At 45.5% G+C, this 19,983-nt stretch carries 21 protein-coding genes; 17 read left to right on the top strand and 4 right to left on the bottom strand.

Translation table 11 applies throughout. The features are described 5' to 3' along the window. Window positions 1-188: 188 nt before the first annotated feature. The 3 genes from ACFQPF_RS05200 to ACFQPF_RS05190 all read left to right on the top strand — a co-directional run bounded on the left by ACFQPF_RS05200 (window position 189) and on the right by ACFQPF_RS05190 (window position 3,299). Window positions 189-1,385, top strand: a complete 1,197-nt coding sequence (locus ACFQPF_RS05200) for a PDZ domain-containing protein (RefSeq protein WP_379747251.1) — start codon at window positions 189-191, stop codon at window positions 1,383-1,385. A gap of 210 nt (window positions 1,386-1,595) precedes the next feature. Continuing rightward, window positions 1,596-2,351, top strand: a complete 756-nt coding sequence (locus ACFQPF_RS05195; RefSeq protein ID WP_379747249.1) for an endonuclease/exonuclease/phosphatase family protein — start codon at window positions 1,596-1,598, stop codon at window positions 2,349-2,351. Window positions 2,352-2,660: 309 nt separating this feature from the next. Continuing rightward, on the top strand, window positions 2,661-3,299 hold the full coding sequence (locus ACFQPF_RS05190) for a methanogen output domain 1-containing protein (protein WP_379747247.1): 639 nt from the start codon (window positions 2,661-2,663) through the stop codon (window positions 3,297-3,299). 56 nt (window positions 3,300-3,355) lie between these two features. On the opposite strand, the gene ACFQPF_RS05185 is transcribed toward ACFQPF_RS05190, so the two are convergent. The 3 genes from ACFQPF_RS05185 to ACFQPF_RS05175 are packed head-to-tail and all read right to left on the bottom strand — an operon-like array spanning window position 3,356 to window position 6,988. After that, window positions 3,356-4,417 carry a Ger(x)C family spore germination protein gene (locus ACFQPF_RS05185; protein WP_379747245.1) on the bottom strand — a complete coding sequence of 354 codons (1,062 nt, stop codon included), beginning with the start codon at window positions 4,415-4,417 and terminating at the stop codon, window positions 3,356-3,358. After that, entirely contained in the window at window positions 4,414-5,511 is a 1,098-nt protein-coding gene (locus tag ACFQPF_RS05180; RefSeq protein ID WP_379747243.1) for a GerAB/ArcD/ProY family transporter, read from the bottom strand. The genes ACFQPF_RS05185 and ACFQPF_RS05180 overlap by 4 nt, the downstream gene beginning before the upstream one ends. Before the next feature lie 13 nt (window positions 5,512-5,524). Then, window positions 5,525-6,988, bottom strand: coding sequence for a spore germination protein (locus ACFQPF_RS05175; RefSeq protein WP_379747241.1), 1,464 nt, complete (start codon window positions 6,986-6,988; stop codon window positions 5,525-5,527). Between the two features lie 200 nt (window positions 6,989-7,188). Between ACFQPF_RS05175 and ACFQPF_RS05170 the strand changes: the two genes are divergently transcribed. From ACFQPF_RS05170 to ACFQPF_RS05105, 14 genes are all read left to right on the top strand, one after another. Next, window positions 7,189-7,323 carry a hypothetical protein gene (locus tag ACFQPF_RS05170; protein ID WP_379747239.1) on the top strand — a complete coding sequence of 45 codons (135 nt, stop codon included), beginning with the start codon at window positions 7,189-7,191 and terminating at the stop codon, window positions 7,321-7,323. A gap of 153 nt (window positions 7,324-7,476) precedes the next feature. Then, window positions 7,477-8,733 (top strand): methyl-accepting chemotaxis protein, encoded by a 1,257-nt coding sequence (locus ACFQPF_RS05165; protein WP_379747237.1) that lies wholly within the window; start codon window positions 7,477-7,479, stop codon window positions 8,731-8,733. Between the two features lie 126 nt (window positions 8,734-8,859). Beyond that, complete coding sequence (locus ACFQPF_RS05160; RefSeq protein WP_379747235.1) at window positions 8,860-9,696, top strand: STAS domain-containing protein; 837 nt, start codon at window positions 8,860-8,862, stop codon at window positions 9,694-9,696. Window positions 9,697-9,805: 109 nt separating this feature from the next. After that, window positions 9,806-10,129, top strand: a complete 324-nt coding sequence (locus ACFQPF_RS05155) for an ArsR/SmtB family transcription factor (RefSeq protein ID WP_379747234.1) — start codon at window positions 9,806-9,808, stop codon at window positions 10,127-10,129. 17 nt (window positions 10,130-10,146) lie between these two features. Beyond that, the gene (locus tag ACFQPF_RS05150) at window positions 10,147-12,282 is read left to right on the top strand and encodes a heavy metal translocating P-type ATPase (protein WP_379747232.1); all 2,136 of its coding nucleotides are present in this window, start codon (window positions 10,147-10,149) and stop codon (window positions 12,280-12,282) included. A gap of 156 nt (window positions 12,283-12,438) precedes the next feature. Beyond that, complete coding sequence (locus ACFQPF_RS05145; protein ID WP_379747230.1) at window positions 12,439-13,059, top strand: class I SAM-dependent methyltransferase; 621 nt, start codon at window positions 12,439-12,441, stop codon at window positions 13,057-13,059. A gap of 137 nt (window positions 13,060-13,196) precedes the next feature. Beyond that, on the top strand, window positions 13,197-13,673 hold the full coding sequence (locus tag ACFQPF_RS05140; protein ID WP_379747228.1) for a DUF2975 domain-containing protein: 477 nt from the start codon (window positions 13,197-13,199) through the stop codon (window positions 13,671-13,673). A 9-nt stretch (window positions 13,674-13,682) separates the two neighbouring features. Then, on the top strand, window positions 13,683-13,904 hold the full coding sequence (locus tag ACFQPF_RS05135; protein WP_379747226.1) for a helix-turn-helix domain-containing protein: 222 nt from the start codon (window positions 13,683-13,685) through the stop codon (window positions 13,902-13,904). A 132-nt stretch (window positions 13,905-14,036) separates the two neighbouring features. After that, entirely contained in the window at window positions 14,037-15,656 is a 1,620-nt protein-coding gene (locus tag ACFQPF_RS05130; RefSeq protein ID WP_379747224.1) for an ABC-F family ATP-binding cassette domain-containing protein, read from the top strand. A 126-nt stretch (window positions 15,657-15,782) separates the two neighbouring features. After that, window positions 15,783-16,100 (top strand): hypothetical protein, encoded by a 318-nt coding sequence (locus tag ACFQPF_RS05125; protein ID WP_379747222.1) that lies wholly within the window; start codon window positions 15,783-15,785, stop codon window positions 16,098-16,100. An 18-nt stretch (window positions 16,101-16,118) separates the two neighbouring features. After that, a complete protein-coding gene (locus ACFQPF_RS05120; RefSeq protein ID WP_379747220.1) occupies window positions 16,119-16,592 on the top strand; it encodes a DinB family protein in 474 nt (157 codons plus the stop codon). Window positions 16,593-16,693: 101 nt separating this feature from the next. Further along, window positions 16,694-17,251 carry a sigma-70 family RNA polymerase sigma factor gene (locus tag ACFQPF_RS05115; protein WP_379747218.1) on the top strand — a complete coding sequence of 186 codons (558 nt, stop codon included), beginning with the start codon at window positions 16,694-16,696 and terminating at the stop codon, window positions 17,249-17,251. Then, the gene (locus tag ACFQPF_RS05110; RefSeq protein WP_379747216.1) at window positions 17,241-18,290 is read left to right on the top strand and encodes a DUF4030 domain-containing protein; all 1,050 of its coding nucleotides are present in this window, start codon (window positions 17,241-17,243) and stop codon (window positions 18,288-18,290) included. The genes ACFQPF_RS05115 and ACFQPF_RS05110 overlap by 11 nt, the downstream gene beginning before the upstream one ends. Window positions 18,291-18,481: 191 nt before the next feature. Continuing rightward, window positions 18,482-18,712 (top strand): DUF2198 family protein, encoded by a 231-nt coding sequence (locus ACFQPF_RS05105; RefSeq protein WP_379747214.1) that lies wholly within the window; start codon window positions 18,482-18,484, stop codon window positions 18,710-18,712. A 171-nt stretch (window positions 18,713-18,883) separates the two neighbouring features. Here ACFQPF_RS05105 and ACFQPF_RS05100 read toward each other — a convergent pair whose 3' ends face one another. Next, window positions 18,884-19,750: a sulfite exporter TauE/SafE family protein gene (locus ACFQPF_RS05100; protein WP_379747212.1), complete on the bottom strand. Its 867-nt coding sequence runs from the start codon at window positions 19,748-19,750 to the stop codon at window positions 18,884-18,886. Window positions 19,751-19,983: the final 233 nt, after the last annotated feature.

Raw genomic sequence — 19,983 nt, 5'->3', positions numbered from 1 at the left:
TATGATGCTCTGCGTAAGACTTAACAGGAACCGCCGTATACGGAACCGTACGTACGGTGGTACGAGAGGATGTGGAGGCTAGGCGCCTCCCCCTATCTCAATTACCGTGTGACAAGGGCTATTGTATGGGCAGGCTGTCAGCCAAATTTAATGATATATGAGTCAAGCTACATGCTGGAGGAGAAATTATGACACAGATGGTAAGTATGGAGCTGCTGAAAGGCTTTGGGAAATTGTTCGCCAATCCCTTCTTTTATTTCTTTCTTTTAGCGGCCTTTTTTATTGGATATAAACGGGTAAAGCGGGAGCGAAAGGAATTCAAGGTAAAGGTGCATCCCGTCGCGGATAACCTGATACAATCTCTGATTCCTGGCTTGATCGTCGGTCTCTCTGGATCAATCGCTTTCCTCGCCGCCGGTGTTGCGGTTCCGTTTGGCATGCTGGTGCTGATCGGCACCTTGTATGTCCTTATCAGCATGACGACAAAAACGCGCTTTATGTCACCGGCGTACACTGTGGCCATCGCTGCTGCAGCAACGGTGTTTATGCCGGCTGTTGACACCGATTATGACTGGCTTAACGGCTGGATGCAGGATATCACCGATACTTCAGCAGTTACGCTCGCTGTTGTTCTAGGAGTACTTCTAATTCAAGAAGGCATTCTGATCCTTTGGAAGGGAGATAAGCGAACATCTCCGCGCCTGTTTAAAGGAAAAAGGGGTCAGTACATAGGTGCACATGAAGCGACTAGATTATGGATTTTGCCACAGTTTCTTTTAATTCCAGCCGGCAACGTTCCTGAACTAAGCTGGTGGCCCCTCCTTGGCATCGGGTCAGCTGGTTTTGCATTGATATGGTTTCCGTTTGCGATCGGCTACCGCCAGCTTGTTACCCATACGGTTCCTGCCGCCGCCATTAAAGAGCTAGGGAAGAACGTGCTGTTGCTCGGTGTGCTCGTCACGGCCGCAGCAGTAGGTGCCTTTGCGGCAGACCTTCCTGTTCTCGGATTTGCTGCCATCGCGACAGCTCTGACAGTGAGGGAATTAATCACGATCTTGGCTTCACGCAAGGATGACACGAAGCCTTCGCTGTTCGTCCGACGCAACCAAGGGCTCATCGTTCTAGGCGTCATTCCCGGCACTCCAGCGGAATCCATGGGACTGAAAACGGGAGAAGTGATCATAAAAGTGAACGGTGTCATGATGACGCCAGAGTCCAACTTTTATCAAGCGGTGCAAAAAAACGCCGCGTTCTGCAAGCTCGAAGTGCTCGATGAACAAGGCGAGATCCGGTTCGCACAGCGGTCAGTGTTCGAGACCGATCCCCATGAGCTCGGAGTACTCTTCGTTCATGACGTAAAAGAAAAGAGCAGTGCGGCTGTATGATGGTATGATTTGTTAGGAAATTGCAGAATACATTAGAAATCAATCACTTCTTTTCTTAAATAAAAGAAGGGATTAATTTCTATACAAAACTAGTGCTATAACCTGTTAAAAAATATGAGCCGGCCGAATGGTGAGCTCATATTTTTATTTGTTCACAATCAGTTTGACGTTCTAAATCTATCTTATTTGCAAAAAGTTGGAGTGAGTTTAATGAAAGTAGCCACTTTTAATGTATGGAATCATAGCAAAACATGGACGATAAGAAAACAACTCATTATCGAGGAGATTAGTAGGATCGATTCAGATATTATTGCTCTCCAAGAAGTACCAAATCTTCAGGAACTTGAATTTATTTTAAAACAAGTGGAGATGGATCATTACTCGTTTAAGCACTATCCAGGAGATGAGGAAGGACTGGCTATTTTGTCAAAATTTCCTGTAGAAGCGGTACGTGTACCGAATGACACTATAAATAACTGTGCAATAAGGATCACCGCTAATATAAAAGGGCTAACAGTAGGTATTACAAATGTCCATTTAACCTGGAGAAGTGCTTATGAAAGAGAGAAGGAAATAGTGGAAGTGATTAAATGGATATCGGAAAGTAATCATACTGACTTCGAACTGCTTTGTGGTGATTTTAACAGTGCACCTCATTTTTCAAGTGTTTACAATTTTTTAGTAGGAGAACGTTCAATCAAATCATTCGACACAAGTTGGATTGATTTAGGTCAATCGCTTCATGAACCAACGTTAGACTTTGTAAAAAATAGATGGTTACATAATAGAGATGGTTTGAATAGTATAAGGGTTCCGGTACGGTATGATTGGATATTATTAAAATCATGTTATCCCAAGCAAGAACCAAGTCTTACAAACATAGAATTATTTGCCAATAAAATAACTTCGTCACAAGAAGTTCTTCCAAGTGACCATTATGGAGTATTAGTCGATCTAAGTCTGTAACGAGAGCATTTCTTCAAGAAATGCTCTTTCTCTGTGCTTGGCATGTTTCATTAACTAGACGCTTAAAGTCCGTTGTGAGTGTTTCATCATGAATTAAACTTGGACGGAAGCGAATTCACTGCCGCTAAAAGGATAGCCATGGAGTCATCCGTGCAGATGTGCAGAGTCACGTCATAGCCAAATGAGTGGTCTCTGTTTCAGTAAATCTCTTCCAAAATAGTTGTTTCCCATTTTCCGCTTCGGGGTATATGTTACAAGATGGAGCTGTGGCAGCTCCAGAGATGTTACTGCAAAAAAGGGGCAAATCAGATGATAAATACAGGAGATCGGCTGAACGGGCATACGTTTCTCGCAAAGCTCGTGACACAGTATGCTCTACTTCATAAAAAAACGATCGGGCCCGCTGCCGATGAATATATAAAACAGATTGGGCTGCGTACGGGTGAATGGATTGAATCCTATTATGAAAAGGGCAGTAAAACATGGAGCGTTGACGAGTATGCGAGCGTCATTATTGATTTAAAGAACAACATTGGCGGCGATTTTTATATCGCCAGCGTTCATCCTGATCATATTGTTGTGAAAGCGAACAGGTGTCCATTTGGTGAGATGGTCATGGATTCACCGCATCTTTGCCTGATGACATCCACTGTGTTTGGCGGCATTGCAGCCCGTAATTTTGGATATGCCAAAGTCAGCCTTCGCCAGAGGATTGCACTAGGACATAAAGGCTGTGAGGTCGCCGTTTACTTTCAGCCGGATGACAGGGAAGATGGCCAAATCTACGAAGATGTGCCGATTACTCCAGAGAACGGTGATCCGTTCGCGTGGGAGGAAGAAACGATCGCTATGCTCAATTATGAGCTGAAGAAAAGCGATGAGATGATACAAGCACTTTTAGAAGAATTGGAAGAGCTTAAGAAGAAAGTTAATCATAGCTCTCATTAAATAAAGCGCGGACTAGCCATTATGGCCTGTCTGCGCTTTTTCAATAGATAACGGTTTCAATACTCAATCACGCCAGTGGAGTTGAGTTTCACATGATAATGCGCCGTTATTTGTGCATTTGGATACTGCTTATCCCATACAGCCTCTTTCCACTTTCTATCCTTGGAGCGGACGGTATCTCCGATGCGGAGGGGATCGGACTTGTGCTTTTGTAGCTTGGCAATAATGTTGTTCGCTTTTTTTTCCATTTCGGTTTTTAAACCTTTTTCAATTTTGTTTACGTTTTCGCGATTGATTTTGATGCCGCTCGCCTCTCTGACATATCCATTTATGCTGACGTGAATATGAATGTCATAAGATGAAGAAAGGGTGACGCGGTAATCGGAAGAGATGTCCATCTCTTCGACTGAGATAGTGTTGTTTTTGAACGAGAACTGATAATAGCCTCTTTTCACTTTTTCATACAATGTCTTAAAGATGAACACATCCTTAGGAGGCAGTGATGTTACATAGGTATCTCCGCGAAAGCAGGCGAGACCGTCCATTCTAATCCGGTCGCCGACCTTCTTGATGATAGGCAGAACAGGGTCCATACCGGCACCGTAATAGCTGTATAGGTAATCATGAAAATTCACCTTCGGATAATTTGTCTTGCCACTCTTCTCGATCAAATCCTTTAAATAGCTCGATACGATCGGTGATACAGCATATTGAGAATATAAGATATCCTTGGCATCGCCTCTTGTCATTGCCAGGAAAACACTGCGCCCGACTTTTGAGTCTTCTTGTAGCGATTCAAGTATCGTGCCAAGTCCTTTTTCACCGAGTTCTTTATTCATCACTACCACTTGAAGCTTTCCGTTCTCGAAAGGTCTTGGGGCCTCGTTCTGCAGCTGTTCACGAGCTTCCTGCGGTGATTTGGCGAGTGTGGTAAACGTTTCCGTGAATGCACCGGGCTGGCTGTTTTGCTGGATGAAGGGTGCTGTCGCTGTAATCTGGATGTCTTCGCCTTTTTGGTCGAAACCGAACGATTGAATGAGCTCTACTTCTTCAAGCGTTTTCTTTTCGATGCAGCCAGTCAAAAGGAGCAGTGTGAGGCAAACAGTCAGACGCTTCATTGGCTTTTTTCCTTTCCGCGATATTTAAGCCATGTCAGCGCGTACAACAAGGGAATATAAATCATGATGGTGTAGAAGCCGATAGTGGAATAGTCCGAGTTCAGCCTGTCAATGTATTCACGGTCTTCGAAAAAAATGATGCCAGCAAGCAGAAGGGCAGACGTGGAAAATAGCACTTTTTTCTGTGACACCTCATAGAGCCGTTTTCCAAGCCAGCTGCACACCCACAAGCCGAAACAGATGTTGGGCAGGATAATGAAAATCCATAGTGACACCCCGATATATTCAAACCGTTCAATGAACGAAAAATTCACGATTTTCCATAAAGTGAGAGTCGGCCAGATCGTTCCTGCAAGCTGCCCTTGACTGAAATAGACAAAGGTGGTGAGTGTAGAAATAAGATAAACAGAAGTTGTAAAGATAGAGCCGTACTGTGCCCATTTCTCCGATTTCTGCGGGTCTTTGAAAAAAGGATAAAAGAATAAAAGTGCTTCAAAACCTAGATTGTTGAGCGTCATCGTTTTTGTCGCTAGCAGATAATCCTTCATCGAATGGTTCAAAAAAGGAAGCAGGTTCGTGAAGGTGGAGTTTTTAAGAGTGAAATACTTTAAAAAAAGCAGCGGGAAGCCGAATAGAAAGCTAAAGAAAGCGAGACCTGCCAACACTCGAAAACCGCCTTTTACATAATAGATAGCAATGAAAAGAACTGCGAGACCGAACATCCACGGCTTCAGCTCAGGAAACATCCAAATCTGTATAACTTCAAGATACGTTCTGAGGACAACAAGCGTATAGAAATAAAAATAAAAGAAGAAATACAGCATGATTACTTGAGTGACAAGTTTTCCGGCAATCGCTTGATGTATGGCAAAGATATCGCCTTTCTCGTGCTGAAGGATCCGGTACATCAAAAAGATGAGGACGTTGACAGAAAGGCCGGACAAGATGACAGCGACCCATGCATCGTGGCCGGCATCTTGCGCGATATACCGTTCAAACCCTAAAATGCCCACTCCGACTTGCATAGACGCTATGATAAAGAAAGCGAAGAACGGTGAAACCTGCCGATAGACAGGGATAGAAATAGGTCCCATAATGATCAATCCTTTACTCTTCGATATCCAGCTTTTGTTTTCCCTTGTTGGGATGAGGGTCTTGTATTCTTACGGTGTTACTGGATTGTAAGAGGCGTGGCCGTGTTTTCTGTTTAGAAAATGGCAGTCTGATAATCGCATCTTTTAAATCTTGTAGCCGAAGTGGGTTAATTGGCTCCAAAAAAGGTCTACCGAGCGATTTCAGCTGCAGCAGGTGTCCGAGCATGACGGCGAAAGTCAGCGTGATGCCTAATAGCCCCCAGATGGATGCAAGAAAAATAAACGGAAATCGGATCAGCCGAATCGTGTTTGAGATCTGGTATACAGGTGTGGTGAACGAAGCGAGTGCGGACAGTGCCACGATAATCAACAAAATGTTGCTCGTTAATCCTGCTTCGACCGAGGCCGTCCCGATGACGATACCCCCGACGATACCGATCGTCTGTCCGACTTTCACCGGCAGACGTGCACCGGCTTCACGCAAAAGCTCAATCGTAAGCTCAAGAATCATCGCCTCTAAAAAAGGCGAGAAGGGCACCTCGCTTCGTGAGGCCCGGAGCGAGTTAAGAAGATCGTTTGGAACGAGCTCGTAATGAAACGTCAAAATGGCCACGTACATCGGTGTCGCCAAAATGGAAAAAACAACCGCAAACAATCGGATCAGCCGAAACGCCGAGGCAATCTGCCAGTTGTAAAAGTAATCTTCAAAGGAAGAGAAAAACTCAACCAATGTCGTCGGACTGATGATGGCCTGAGGTGAGCCATCGACAAGGACAATGACCTTACCCTCTGCGAGCCCGCTCGTCACCCGGTCCGGTCGTTCGGTTTCAATCACCTGAGGAAACAGGGAGTTTGTATTATCTGCAATCATTTGCGTGATGTAGGAAGTATCAATCACATGATCGAATTGGATATCGCGGATTCGCTGCGTGACCGTGTTAACGTTCTCTTGGTTTGCGATGCCTTCTATATAAAGCACAGCCGTCTTTGTTTTCGTAATTGTGCCTGCCGTTAAGTATTCTACCCTGAATTCAGGAAGCGGAAGACGCTTGCGGATCAGGTTCACGTTTTGTTCTATGCTCTCAACGAACGCTTCCTTTGGCCCGACGACGCTGAACTCAATTTCAGGAGCAGCGATGGGCCTGCCTTCTGGCGGAAAGCCAGGAATGAGCACGGCTTTATTTGGCGAGTTCTTAAAAAGGAGAAGAATGTTGCCGTTACAGAGCTTTTCATGCAGATTATCATTCGGGCTGCATATTTCTACGCCTTCTACCGGCAGGATAGCGGCAGCCTTTTCAGGTGTGAAATCAGTGTCCGCTCCTTTTAGTCGGGGCAGCAGGACGTGCTGCAATTCGTGATTGTCCTGCATCGTGCTGTAGTAGCACAATACGAGATGCGGTGTTCCTTCAAGTTCAGAGAAAACAAAATCATGAGAAGCGCAATGCCGGCTGAAGCTGTCTTTTGAAAATTGTTCCATTCACTCCACCTCTTGCCTTATTATGTTGTTAAGTGCCAAAGTTATACACCAAATGGCCGGTGTCTTTTCTTCGACCTATAAGACCTTAGCCGGAGACCGTTTTCATTTGAAGTACGTAGAGGAAGTTCATTCAATCTTCTGAAGAATCGCATCAAAGACTCTCATAAAATGAAAGTAATAAAACTGAAGGAGAGAGTGCGATGGAATTCAACGTATTTGAAATGGAAATGATAGTGAAGGAAAAACGAGAGGAATGGCTGAGGGCGAATTCAAATTATTTACTGCTATGCAGCATGCCGATCGTAAAGAACAGTGCCCGCTGCGGCTGCAAATAAAGGGGTCCGGTACGTTTTCCTGAAACCTCCGTGTTCATGCACGACGGTGGAAAACGTACCGGACCCTTTGTCTTGCTTTTTATTGAACTTTTGTAAAAGTTTGCCGATAAAAAGAGAAAGGGAAAGATTACATCAGGCAAGGGAGAATGGGGAATGAGTTTATTTTATTATATCGTGCGCACGATGCTTATTGTAGTTCCGTGCACAGCGATCCTAGGGTTTAGTTTGTCCTATGGGCTGGATCTGAAAGGTGCAGAGTTTGTGACGACGATTGCATCTATTATTGGAGTCGGAATCGTTGTAGGGTATGTATCGGCTTATATGAATCACAAAAAATTCATTAAACCGATCGAAGCATTCAATGATTTTCTTGCCAAACTGGAAGAAGGAGACATGACGGACCGAGTGGATGAGGAAAAAGCCGGTGAGCTTAAGCCTCTTGCCGTCAGCCTGAACAGTGCCGTTTCATCATGGGCGAACGTGCTGGAAAATGTTCAGCATTCTTCAAAGGAAATAACGATTTATTCCGCCCAGCTTGCAGAAGGCGCGAAACAAACGACTCTCGCCACAGAGCATATCTCGGAAACAGTCGAAAAAGTGGCAGAAGGAGCAGAACACCAGGTTACGGGAGTGAACGCGGCGGCTACGGTTATTGCGGAGATGTCCTCAAGCTTGACTCAGGTGGCTTCAAGCACTGAAAACGTTAACGGAAGTGTAAACGATTCTCTTGAAAAAGCAGAGAATGGCTCGTCTTCTATTCAAACAGCAGAAAAGCAAATGAATGCTATTCATGAAAACGTGAAAGAGCTGTCCAAAATTGTAGAAGGGCTTGGCGGCAGGTCAAAGGAAATCGGCAAAATCGTCGAGGTCATCAGCGGCATCGCCGGACAGACAAACCTGCTGGCATTGAACGCGTCGATCGAAGCAGCCCGTGCAGGAGAGCATGGCAAAGGTTTCGCGGTCGTCGCGAACGAAGTAGGAGGCCTCGCCGAACAATCTGCTCAAGCCTCCAAACAGATCACGCAGCTTATTACGCTGATACAGGAAGAAACGGCTAATGTTGTCGATAAGATGCAGTCTGTTTCAGGAGAGGTTGCAGAAGGAATGGATTTGATGCATCATGCAGGCTCTGCCTTCAGCCAGATTCATGAATCTGTTGCAGGTGTTAACAGCCAAATATTGCAGGTGTCTGCTGCGATCCAGCAGATGAGTGCAGGAGCACAGCATATCGTATCTTCCATCGATCAAATTTCCATCGTAGCAGGCGATTCGTCTTCCGCGGCACAAACGGTGCTAGCGGCTACCGAGCAGCAGCTCGCCTCTATGCAGGAGGTATCGTCTTCTTCTAGTTCACTTAGCGTGATGGCAGAAGAGCTGCAAGGATTGACCGATCAATTCAAATTAAACTAATCATCAAGCCAGCCATCCCGGCTGGCTTTTTCTTTCCTTCAACCAGATAATATTTAGGAGATTACTTGAAGCATACGAAGGGAAAGCACATAATAATAAGAGGACAAGGCAAGGGAGGAAAGAGACATGGAGCTTAAACTTTTAGGGCAGCACATCATTGATCATGCTGCTGAATTTTCCAAAGATATCACGAGACAGCTGGAGGAGCGCTACGTCACGTTCCTTGATCAATCAAAGCTTGAAGATCACGCCATCACAGAGTGGCGTGCGAAGCTGATTCGCTTAGTAGGGGAAGCGATTAAAGCAGGTTCTTCTGAAGCGCTCGAGGACAAGGTCGCCGAGTGGGCGAGGATGACAGGTGAAGGCGCCGTACAGTATGGCATCTCCATTGATGAGCTGATTAAGACGAACAAGCTTTACCGAAAAGTCATCTTGGATAACATTGAGATCTACATAGAGACACAGGAAATCCCAATCAAGCAGTTTCTGAAAATTAACCGCATTTTGGATGGTGTGCTTGATCACTCTTCTTACGTTTTCAGCGTATCGTTCGTCGAATATCATAAGCAAACGCTCGAAACCGCTCAGCAGGCGATGCTGGACATTTCCATTCCCGTCGTCTCACTTACGGATAAGATCGCAATCCTGCCTTTAATCGGTGAACTTGATACGTACCGTGCCCGCATCTTAATGGAGAACTCTCTGAAACGGTGCATCGAACTGAGAAACACCGAGCTGATCATCGATCTGTCAGGCGTTCCGATCGTGGATACGATGGTGGCGAATGAATTGTTTCAAGTAAACAAGGCGCTCAGCTTGATCGGTGTTAACCCGACGTTCTCCGGTATCCGCCCGGATATCGCGCAGGCGGTCGTGAACCTGGGCATAGGCTTTGAAGAGATCACAATCGCCGGCAATTTGAAACAAGCGTTTAAAAAGCTGCTTGAAATTGAAAATGAATAGAAGGTCCACGCAAAGAGTTTTTTGACTTTTTGCGTTTTTTTATTTATGCTATACACATATATGAACATATACTCATATAATGAGATGGAGAAGCAGGGAGGTGCTGTCAATGGCGGAAGATAAGCAGAAGAGAAACGAGCTGCATCAGCTTGATGAGGAAACCCTTTTTATCGTGTCGCAGACGTTCAAAGCGCTCGGCGATCCAACGCGCATCCGCATCCTTCACCTTCTTGCACAAAAGGAGCATTCGGTGAACGAGATCGCAGAGAACCTAAGTCTGCTGCAATCCACTGTATCGCATCAGCTACGATTTTTAAAAAACGTACGCCTTGTAAAATATAGAAGAGAAGGCACAACTTTATATTATTCGATGGACGATGAACACGTGATGAATGTACTTGAACAGACGATTCACCACGCACAGCACCATTAGAGAGGAGGCGGCTGAGAATGGCTGAACAAGCAGCTGCAAAAACAGCAACCAACACATACCGCCTGCAAGGATTGACATGTGCATCCTGTGCCGCCAAATTTGAAAAGAACGTACAGCATATTGACGGTGTGATCGATGCGAAAGTAAACTTTGGCGCCTCAAAACTTTCGGTTACAGGGGAGACGACCATCGCTGATTTGGAAAAGGCAGGCGCGTTCGATGGCATTCAAGTAAGGAAAGAATACGAACCAATAGATGTCACACAAACGCCGTTTTGGAAGGTACACGCGAATGTGATCCTATCCGCTTTTTTGCTCGCAGCAGGCTGGCTGCTCGGAGAACAGTACGGCGAAGGCCATCTCCTCTCTGTTAGTGCTTATGCTCTCTCTATTGTGGCCGGGGGCTATAGCCTGTTCCTAACAGGCTTGAAAAATCTCCTTTCCTTCACATTTGATATGAAAACACTCATGACAATCGCCATTATCGGAGCGGCGATTATCGGGGAGTGGGGAGAAGGGGCGACCGTTGTCATTTTGTTCGCCATCTCTGAGGCATTAGAGCGATATTCCATGGAAAAGGCGCGCCGCTCTATTTCCTCGCTCATGGACATTGCACCGAAAGAAGCCTCTATTAAGCGCAATGGCCATGAAATGGTGCTGAACGTAAGGGATATTACCATTGGTGACATCATGATCATCAAGCCGGGACAAAAAATCGCGATGGACGGAGAAGTCATCAGCGGCCGGTCGAGCGTGAACGAGGCAGCGATCACAGGTGAATCGGTGCCAGCAGACAAAACGACAGGTGATGAGGTGTTTGCTGGAACGCTCAACACGGAAGGATCGCTTGAGGTACGCGTCACAAAACGGGTGAACGATACGACCATCGCTAAAATCATTCATCTCGTCGAAGAAGCTCAAGCGGAACGGGCACCTTCTCAAGCCTTTATTGATACGTTCGCCAAGTACTACACTCCGGCCATCATGGTCATCGCTCTCCTTGTTGCGGTTGTTCCGCCTCTTATGCTTGGCGGTGACTGGAGCGAATGGGTGTATCAAGGCTTGGCAGTGCTCGTAGTCGGCTGTCCGTGCGCACTTGTCGTATCAACACCAGTCTCGATCGTTACGGCGATTGGAAACGCTGCACGCAACGGCGTGTTAATAAAGGGCGGCATCTTTTTAGAAGAAGCCGGTTCGCTAAAAGCGATCGCGTTTGACAAAACAGGGACGCTGACCAAAGGCAAGCCTGCTGTCACTGACATATGGTGCGCAGAGGGTGTTAGTGAACAGGAAATGCTGGCGAATGTGGCAGCACTCGAAAACCTATCACAGCATCCGCTCGCATCAGCGATTTTGAAAAAAGCTGATCACCTGCCTTTCCAATCAATCCAGGTGAGCGACTTTACATCCCTTACTGGGCGCGGTGTAAAAGGAAGCATTTCAGGACAGACGCTTTATGCGGGAAGTCCCGAGCTGTTCACGGACCATTTAAACATTTGTTTAACTCCTGCCCTAGCAGATTTAGTGAGGACACATCAGAACAACGGAAAAACGGTCATCGCGGTAGGGACAGACCAGTCTGTGCTTATGCTGATTGCGGTGGCAGATGAAGTAAGAGAAACGAGCGGCAGCGTTATAGAAAAACTGCACCGTCTTGGCATTAAAAAGACGGTCATGCTGACGGGCGATAATCAAGGTACGGCCAGAGCGATCGGGGCAGCGGTTGGTGTGAGCGATGTGAAAGCAGGACTCATGCCAGAGGAGAAGCTGACCTGCATAAAAGAACTGCGCTCGCAATATGGAAAAACAGCAATGGTCGGTGACGGTGTGAACGATGCACCGGCACTCGCCGCATCCACTGTCGGCATTGCCATGGGCGGCGCCGGTACAGACACGGCACTGGAAACAGCTGATATCGCGCTCATGGCGGATGATCTGAAGAAGCTCCCGTTTACGATTCAGCTCAGCCGCCGGACACTGGCAGTCATTAAACAGAACATCACGTTTTCCATCGGTATAAAGCTGCTCGCACTATTGCTCGTCGTGCCCGGATGGCTCACACTTTGGATTGCTATCTTCGCCGACATGGGTGCGACCCTGCTCGTGACATTGAACAGCTTGCGATTAATGAGAGTGAAAGACAATCGTGAATAAACACACACCAAGACCCATTCATTTATTCGATGAATGGGTGTTTTTTAGCACTTCTAACAGTGAATGAAGTCGACGCAGTTAAAAAACGTATAAGGTCAACTAAGGCTGACGCGAAAGGCAAGACGTCAGCGAAGTTTTCTTAAGGAGTGATGAAGCATGAACAACACGTGGAACCGTGTCATTTATAAAGCATGGGCGCCGTTTTATGATCGAGTTTTTAATAAAGGGATGTTCCGTGAAGCGCGGGAGGCTATATTTCAGCGGCAGCTGTTTTCACGCAGCAAGCGTGTACTGTATGTTGGTGTTGGAACAGGTGCTGATCTTGCTTTTCTGCCATCTAATAAGGAGTTGAAAATCACGGCCATTGATTATTCACAAGACATGCTCGCTCAAGCGGCCAAGCACCATCAACGGAAAAATATAATCTTCACACAGATGGATGCCCAGCAGCTGGCGTTTGCGGATGAGAGCTTTGACACGATTGTGGCTAGCCTCATTTTGAGTGTCGTGCCTGATGCCGACCGTGCGTTTCAGGAGATGATTCGAGTTCTTGAAAAAGGGGGGCAGATCATCATCTTTGATAAGTTCGCTCCAAAAGGAGGGAAGCTGTCATTCGTGAAAAAAATGATGCGCCCCTTTATCAGCCTCGCGGGTACAGACATCGGGCTTTCTTTTGAGAAATTAGTATATCCTCATCGTCATGCAGCAGAAGTATTCGAAGACGAAGACATAATGCTGGGTGACATGTACCGTTACATTCATTTGAAGAAACGGTGATGATGGAGTATACCTTAATTTTAGTGTGAGTATTTGTCGGTAATTATTTATTTATAATTAATAATTATTTATTGATAAACAATAAATATACTGTTATTATAAATGAAAATAATACGACAAAAGGAGAGATGGTTTGTATGAAATTAGGGTCCACCTTGTTTTTAAAGTTAGCGGTTTTTGTTATTGCATCTCCAGTGCTTGCGTTAAGTGTGGCTGGCTTGCTCTTTCTGCCTGACAATCCGGCTAATCCGAAGTTCGCTCCCTTACTTTATCCTATTGTCATCGGTCTTTACGTATCTTCCATTCCGTTCTATGCGGCATTGTTTCAGGCTTGTAAACTCCTAGGTCATATTGATAAGAATCAGGCTTTCTCAGCTTTATCGGTAAGAGCGTTAACGGTAATAAAGCGCTGTGCCATATTGATCAGCCTCATCTTTGTCATTCTGGAGCCTTTTGTTTTTCAATTGGCAGAATTGGACGATGCACCGGGACTTGTGATCATGGGGATGGTACCTGTCTTTGCTTCTATGGTTATCGCCGTCTTCGCTGCTGTTCTCCAAAGACTTTTACAGCAGGCTATTGATATCAAATCTGAAAACGACTTAACGATCTGAGGTGAGAGAATGGCGATTGTTATTAATATCGATGTGATGCTCGCAAAACGAAAGATGAGCGTGACCGAACTTTCAGAAAGAGTGGGAATCACGATGGCCAACATCTCTAACCTGAAAACGGGAAAAGCAAAAGCGATCAGAATGACCACGCTGGATGCGATTTGTAAGGCTTTGGACTGCCAGCCAGGAGATATTTTAGAATACAAAAGCGAAAATGCTAGCCAAGAATAACCGTCAACGCTGTGCCGAAAACCCACCTTATCCCCATAAATAGAATTCTCTGGATATGCGGCGTGGTTTCTTCCTATCGCACAAAGTATGGTACAATAAGCGGTGACATGAGTGTAAAGGAGTTTTGAAAACATGATTACTGTTTCTAACGTTGGTCTTCGCTACGGCGACCGCAAGCTGTTTGAAGACGTGAATATTAAATTTACACCGGGCAACTGCTACGGTTTAATCGGAGCGAACGGTGCGGGTAAATCCACGTTCCTGAAAATTTTATCTGGTGAGATCGAAGCGCAGACTGGTGATGTTATCATCACGCCGGGCGAGCGTCTCGCTGTATTGAAGCAGAACCACTTTGAATACGAAGAGCATACGGTCATGCAGACAGTTATCATGGGCCACGCGCGTCTTTATGAAGTGATGCAGGAGAAGGATGCTATCTACATGAAAGCAGAATTCACAGACGAAGACGGCATGCGTGCCGCTGAGCTTGAAGGCGAATTCGCTGAGCTGAACGGATGGGAAGCGGAATCGGAAGCGGCGATCCTTCTTAAAGGTCTTGGAATCGGTGAAGATCTTCACGACAAGCTGATGGCTGATCTGTCTGGATCTGACAAGGTGAAAGTGCTATTAGCGCAGGCGCTATTCGGCAAGCCGGACATCCTCTTGCTGGATGAGCCGACAAACCACTTGGACCTTCAAGCGATTCAATGGCTGGAAGAGTTCTTGATCAACTTCGAGAATACCGTTATCGTTGTATCCCATGACCGTCACTTCCTGAACAAGGTTTGTACGCACATGGCGGATCTTGATTTCGGCCGTATCCAGCTTTATGTCGGTAACTACGACTTCTGGTATGAGTCCAGCCAGCTGGCGCAGCGTTTGCAGTCAGATGCAAATAAGAAAAAAGAAGAGAAAATTAAAGAGCTTCAGAACTTCGTCGCTCGTTTCTCGGCGAACGCGTCTAAATCCAAGCAGGCGACTTCTCGAAAGAAGCTATTGGATAAAATCACGCTCGACGACATCAAGCCTTCTTCACGTAAATATCCGTTCGTCAACTTCAGCATCGAACGCGAGATCGGAAACGACCTTCTTCGTGTGGAAGGACTGACGAAGACGATCGATGGCGAAAAAGTGCTTGATAACGTAAGCTTCATCATGAACAAAGATGACAAGATCGCGTTTGTCGGAAAAAACGAAATCGCGAACACAACATTGTTCAAGATTCTGATGGGCGAGATGGAAGCGGACAGCGGTACATTTAAATGGGGCGTAACAACGTCTCAAGCGTACTTCCCTAAAGACAACTCGCAGTATTTCGAGAACGGTGAACTGAACCTTGTTGACTGGCTGCGTCAATATTCTCCTAATGATCAAAGTGAAAGCTTCTTGCGCGGTTTCCTTGGCCGTATGCTGTTCTCAGGTGAAGAAGTACTCAAGAAGTGTACCGTTCTTTCTGGAGGCGAAAAGGTTCGCTGCATGCTTTCTAAAATGATGCTGAGCGGATCCAACGTCCTGATCATGGATGAGCCGACGAACCACTTGGATCTAGAATCCATCACAGCGCTCAACAACGGGATGACGTCTTACAAAGGATCGATGCTCTTCACATCGCATGACCACCAGTTCGTTCAAACGATCGCGAACCGCATCATTGAGATCACGCCAAACGGCTTGATCGATAAGCAGATGACGTATGATGAGTATCTTGAAAACGAAGAAATCAAAAAACAGCGTGAACAGCTGTATAAATAATGCATCAGGCGCCTGTCCTCTTGAAAAAGTGGATAGGCGCCTTTTTGTTGTGTAATGTTCTTGGATGGAAATATTAGGGGGCATCCATTATAGTCAAAGTAGACTGTTTTAGCAGGAGGAAAGCTGATGGAACGCTATATGAACTATGCGAGACTAGTGATTTATTTGATTGCTGCAGCTGTAATTGGACTGCAGCAGGTGTTATCAAACCATCAGATGATTGCTATTAATAAGGTGCTGTTTGTTGCAGCGATGGCCGTGATCGCGCCCATCATTGTTTATGGTTTGAAAATTTTGCGGCCAGAGATGTCCAAGGCGATGAAAAGAGAGTCTTATTCCTCACAGACATTGTACCGTTTGCGCTATGTGATGGCAGCTGTGATGCTTGCGATGTTTGGTGCTTCACTCTATGTGTTTTACCTGACATATGAGGTCGTTTTTTAAAAAGAAAGGATGAGGAACGTGGAACAATCGATACAGCAGCTTTTTGCTTATCATGTCTGGGCTACTGAAAAAATGATGCAGCACTTGGAGACTGAGGCGGCGGTTGTTTTTAATAAGGAAATTGTCAGTGTATTTCCTTCTATTAAAGCGGTTGTTGATCATCTGATCGAGGTGGAGTATCTCTGGTTTTCTCGGATGACAGGGAGAGATGCATGTGCAGTCTATCCGGAATCACCAAATGAGGCGAGGCAGAAGCTGTCAACATTGCACGAAGAGATGACATTTTACATAAACAGCGTGGTCGCAAGTGAAGTCATTATGTATAACACATCACAGGGGGAAGCCTTTCAGAACACCGTTGAAGAGCTGTTCATACACCTCGTGAACCATGGTACGTATCACCGTGGCAATCTGTCAGCGATGCTGCGCCAGCAAGGTATTCCAGGTGCATCGACGGATTACATTTATTATTTAAGAGAACTTAAAGGTTAAATAAACTTTCGTTCGTGAGCAGATATTCTGCTCTTTCTTTATGAATTAATGCAACCGCACGTTAAAGTTTTCGTCAGTATGTGTGAAAGGGGGATGACGCATTGGCGATACGGGACGAAAAAGAGAAGGAACCATTACTTACAAAAGATGAGTATACACTCGATGAACTAATGGATACATACGGACAGCGTGTCTTGTGGCTGGCATTCTCGTATGTGAAAGATCGAGGCTTAGCAGAGGATATCACTCAGGATGTCTTTATCAGCTGTTATAAGAGCTTGCACCAGTTTCGGGGAGAGTCATCCATTAAAACTTGGATTTATCGGATTACCGTTAACCGCTGTAAGGATGTGATGAAAACGTGGGCGTTCAGAAGCAGAAAATTCACGAGCTTGCTGTTTGATGAACACGAAGGCCGTGATAAAAGTCCGGACACCATTTTGGTCGAAAAATTGGAGGCACATGAACTATCACAGCATGTCCTGGAACTTCCCGTCAACTATCGTGAAATGATTTATCTTCATTATTTTGAACACATGAAAATTGAAGACATCAGCACCTTGTTTTCTTTGAAACCTAATACTGTGAAAAGCAGGCTTCTTAGAGGAAGGCAGATGTTGAAGAAGAAGTACGAGGGAGGCGGACAATTTGGAAGATAAGCTGAACCATTTAGAAAAGATGATGAAAACGACGGTGCTGCGGGAAATCACGTTCGATCAAAAGCTGAAAAACAGGATTTCAAATGAATTACAGAAGAAAAAATCGGTGCGAAAACCCATTAACAAGGTGATGGGAACGGCTATAGCCGCAGCTGTTATTATCGGAAGTTTCTTTACAGCTGTAAACATCTCACCCGCATTTGCAGAGACCGTCTCCAAGCTGCCGCTGCTCAGCCTCATGTTTCATGAAAAGGATCCTGTTCAACTCGTTCACGAGGAATTGAGAGAGAAGAAGTACAACATTGATGCTGTGGGAGTAACATATCAGCCGAAAAAAGAAATGATGATCAGTATAGTTGGTTCAGATCAGTATTATCGAAAAGTGAAATACGAAGTGGAAAAAATAGCAGAATCCTTGTTAGCGAAAAACGGACTGGATGCCTACCGAGTGAAGGTTTATCAATCGATAGAATATGTTGATGAGCCGCAAAGTCCAGAGTGGATGCAGTGGGAAAAGGACGCCGAAACGCTGCGTGAAAGCATTAAAGCTGCTCTTGCTAAAGCAGGAATAAGTGTAAGGCAAGTGGATGTGAACACAGCTTCCCCTGATCTAGATGACAAGCGGGTTCAAATAGAGATAGTCGATACAGAAAAAAGAGTGCCGGAAATAAAATCCCTTATACGCAGCACGGTGAAGGATGCTGGATTTAAGGAAATGCCGATCGAAGTATATAAAATCAATCTAGCGAAACAGGAGCAAGAAGGCAGATGGTCCGATATTCTTAGCGCGATCAGCGTTGACCTGATGGGCAAGAAGGATTATCGCGTTACGGGACTCGGTTATTCGGTACATCCTTCACCACGAATTGAGATTCGGACAGAAGTGAAGAGCACCGATCCAGATGCTGAATCCTTCGCACGTGACCTGCATAACAAGGTCATACAATTTCTTCAGGAAGATGAGATGAAGAAAAAAGTGCGAGGAGATGATTACAAGATTGAGATACTAAGCCGCGATAAAAAAATCATCAGCGAGTAAATGAATCACCCCCTTGGCAGCGGCACAAGGGGGTATTTTGTTTGCATGAACAAACTATTTTACTGATGATAGACAGGCTGCTTCAAATTCTTCACACATCATTCGCAACAGTTCACTACTTTTCGTTTATAATAGAGGGTATGAGTGAAGTCTGCCGCTGGTGTGCGGCAGTGAGAGGGGAATTTTGATTCATGCTTGAGTATATTCTGGCAGGTCTGCTGCCGGTATTTTTTCTGCTATTGTTTAACCGTGTCCTGTTCTCCAAATATGTACCATTATTGATTACGCTGCTGATTCTAGTTTTCGGCTTCGACGGTTTTAATCGCCCGCTGGGACAGCAGATTATTGCGCTCGTTTCGACCGCAGTAGGCTTTTGGCTCGGCCTGAAAATCTTTAAAAAACAAAATAAAAAAGTAAGATAGACAGCGGATAATTTCTGCCGTCTATTTTTTTTACTTTAAGAAAGATAACTTTTTAACAGTGAAGGAATTCGACGCAGTCAAAAAGTTTAGGAAAAAAATATAAAAAAGGGCAACTAAGGCTGACTAAAAGACAAGGCGTCAGCCAAGTTTTCTTTAATTAAAAAACGTCCCCTAGTTGGTAGGAGACGTTTTTCGCCGCTGATAAGAAATCGTGTCTTTTACGAAAAGCAACAATAGAAAGGAAACATATCCGCCGAGCACCATGATGCCCGCTTCGTCCTGGTTCATCAGCTTCATCACTACAGATAGAAGCGTGACCACATACAGCAGTCCGAGGTAGTTCTTGATCTGTCTGTCATCATAGATGGAAGTCAGCTTCGCACCCAGCTGTCCGCCGATAAGGGCACCGATAATCAAGAACGCGCCGAGCTTAAAGTCAAGCGGTGTAGAGTACGCGTACGAAATGAAGCCTGCTGTCACGATGGCGAACACGCTCACAAGGCTTGTCCCTACCGCTTTGCGCGCGGGAAGATGCATCATTGAAATGAGCAATGGCACCATGATAAACCCGCCGCCAACACCAAGCGTCGTGGAGAGAAAACCGCCTGTAAATCCGATAAATAACGCTTTTGCCCAAGAAAATCGAAACGTTCCTCTTCCGCCTTCTTGTTTTGAAGACTTCATTAACAGGGAAAGAGCAAAATAGCCGAGCAAGATGATGTAAAGAATGGGGATGACCGTCTTGTCCAGCTTTTCCGCCTCAAGCCACAATACGAGAGGATGAGCCGCCTGTGTGGCCGCCACCCCTATCACGCCAAGGACAGCAGCCGTTTTCCAAAAAATATTGTTCATTTTCAAATGAGCATACACGCCAGAAACGCTCGTGCCAATCGAATACATCAGACTCGTCCCAATCGCCGTAACAGGCGGGAACCCAAACAAAATCAGCAGCGGCGTCAAAATAAACCCGCCCCCAACACCAAAAAAACCAGACAGCACACCAATCGCCATCCCAACCAAAACATAGATACTTTCCATAATGTATCTCCTTTAGTATTAAAGGCTATTACCTAAAAATTGTTGCATGTGATCCTTAGACTCTTAAAGCATTTTTTGTATGATTGTTAAAGTAATATTCTGAATGACTTAAATCACCTTCGAATACTTCACTGAAAGTTGATCGGAGTGAAAGGTGCCGACTCCAGCGGGATGAGTGAGACAGGTGAGACCCTTCAATGGCGCTTGGCTAGCGAAGGGGCTCACCGCTCACC

This window comes from Fictibacillus iocasae (assembly GCF_042665465.1).
In the GTDB taxonomy this organism is placed as follows: Bacteria; Bacillota; Bacilli; order Bacillales; family Fictibacillaceae; genus Fictibacillus; species Fictibacillus iocasae.
Note: the sequence above shows the minus strand (reverse complement) of the source record. Positions and strands in the feature narration are given on the sequence as shown.

Excerpts from the sequence above, each read along its gene's own strand:
- ACFQPF_RS05100 (WP_379747212.1), bottom strand. The coding sequence starts at position 19,750 with ATGGAAAGTATCTATGTTTTGGTTGGGATGGCGATTGGTGTGCTGTCT.
- ACFQPF_RS05170 (WP_379747239.1), top strand. The coding sequence starts at position 7,189 with ATGGAATTCAACGTATTTGAAATGGAAATGATAGTGAAGGAAAAACGA.
- ACFQPF_RS05190 (WP_379747247.1), top strand. The coding sequence starts at position 2,661 with ATGATAAATACAGGAGATCGGCTGAACGGGCATACGTTTCTCGCAAAG.
- ACFQPF_RS05105 (WP_379747214.1), top strand. The coding sequence starts at position 18,482 with ATGCTTGAGTATATTCTGGCAGGTCTGCTGCCGGTATTTTTTCTGCTA.
- ACFQPF_RS05130 (WP_379747224.1), top strand. The coding sequence starts at position 14,037 with ATGATTACTGTTTCTAACGTTGGTCTTCGCTACGGCGACCGCAAGCTG.
- ACFQPF_RS05175 (WP_379747241.1), bottom strand. The coding sequence starts at position 6,988 with ATGGAACAATTTTCAAAAGACAGCTTCAGCCGGCATTGCGCTTCTCAT.
- ACFQPF_RS05200 (WP_379747251.1), top strand. The coding sequence starts at position 189 with ATGACACAGATGGTAAGTATGGAGCTGCTGAAAGGCTTTGGGAAATTG.
- ACFQPF_RS05150 (WP_379747232.1), top strand. The coding sequence starts at position 10,147 with ATGGCTGAACAAGCAGCTGCAAAAACAGCAACCAACACATACCGCCTG.
- ACFQPF_RS05165 (WP_379747237.1), top strand. The coding sequence starts at position 7,477 with ATGAGTTTATTTTATTATATCGTGCGCACGATGCTTATTGTAGTTCCG.
- ACFQPF_RS05180 (WP_379747243.1), bottom strand. The coding sequence starts at position 5,511 with ATGGGACCTATTTCTATCCCTGTCTATCGGCAGGTTTCACCGTTCTTC.
- ACFQPF_RS05185 (WP_379747245.1), bottom strand. The coding sequence starts at position 4,417 with ATGAAGCGTCTGACTGTTTGCCTCACACTGCTCCTTTTGACTGGCTGC.
- ACFQPF_RS05140 (WP_379747228.1), top strand. The coding sequence starts at position 13,197 with ATGAAATTAGGGTCCACCTTGTTTTTAAAGTTAGCGGTTTTTGTTATT.
- ACFQPF_RS05145 (WP_379747230.1), top strand. The coding sequence starts at position 12,439 with ATGAACAACACGTGGAACCGTGTCATTTATAAAGCATGGGCGCCGTTT.
- ACFQPF_RS05160 (WP_379747235.1), top strand. The coding sequence starts at position 8,860 with ATGGAGCTTAAACTTTTAGGGCAGCACATCATTGATCATGCTGCTGAA.
- ACFQPF_RS05155 (WP_379747234.1), top strand. The coding sequence starts at position 9,806 with ATGGCGGAAGATAAGCAGAAGAGAAACGAGCTGCATCAGCTTGATGAG.
- ACFQPF_RS05135 (WP_379747226.1), top strand. The coding sequence starts at position 13,683 with ATGGCGATTGTTATTAATATCGATGTGATGCTCGCAAAACGAAAGATG.
- ACFQPF_RS05125 (WP_379747222.1), top strand. The coding sequence starts at position 15,783 with ATGGAACGCTATATGAACTATGCGAGACTAGTGATTTATTTGATTGCT.
- ACFQPF_RS05195 (WP_379747249.1), top strand. The coding sequence starts at position 1,596 with ATGAAAGTAGCCACTTTTAATGTATGGAATCATAGCAAAACATGGACG.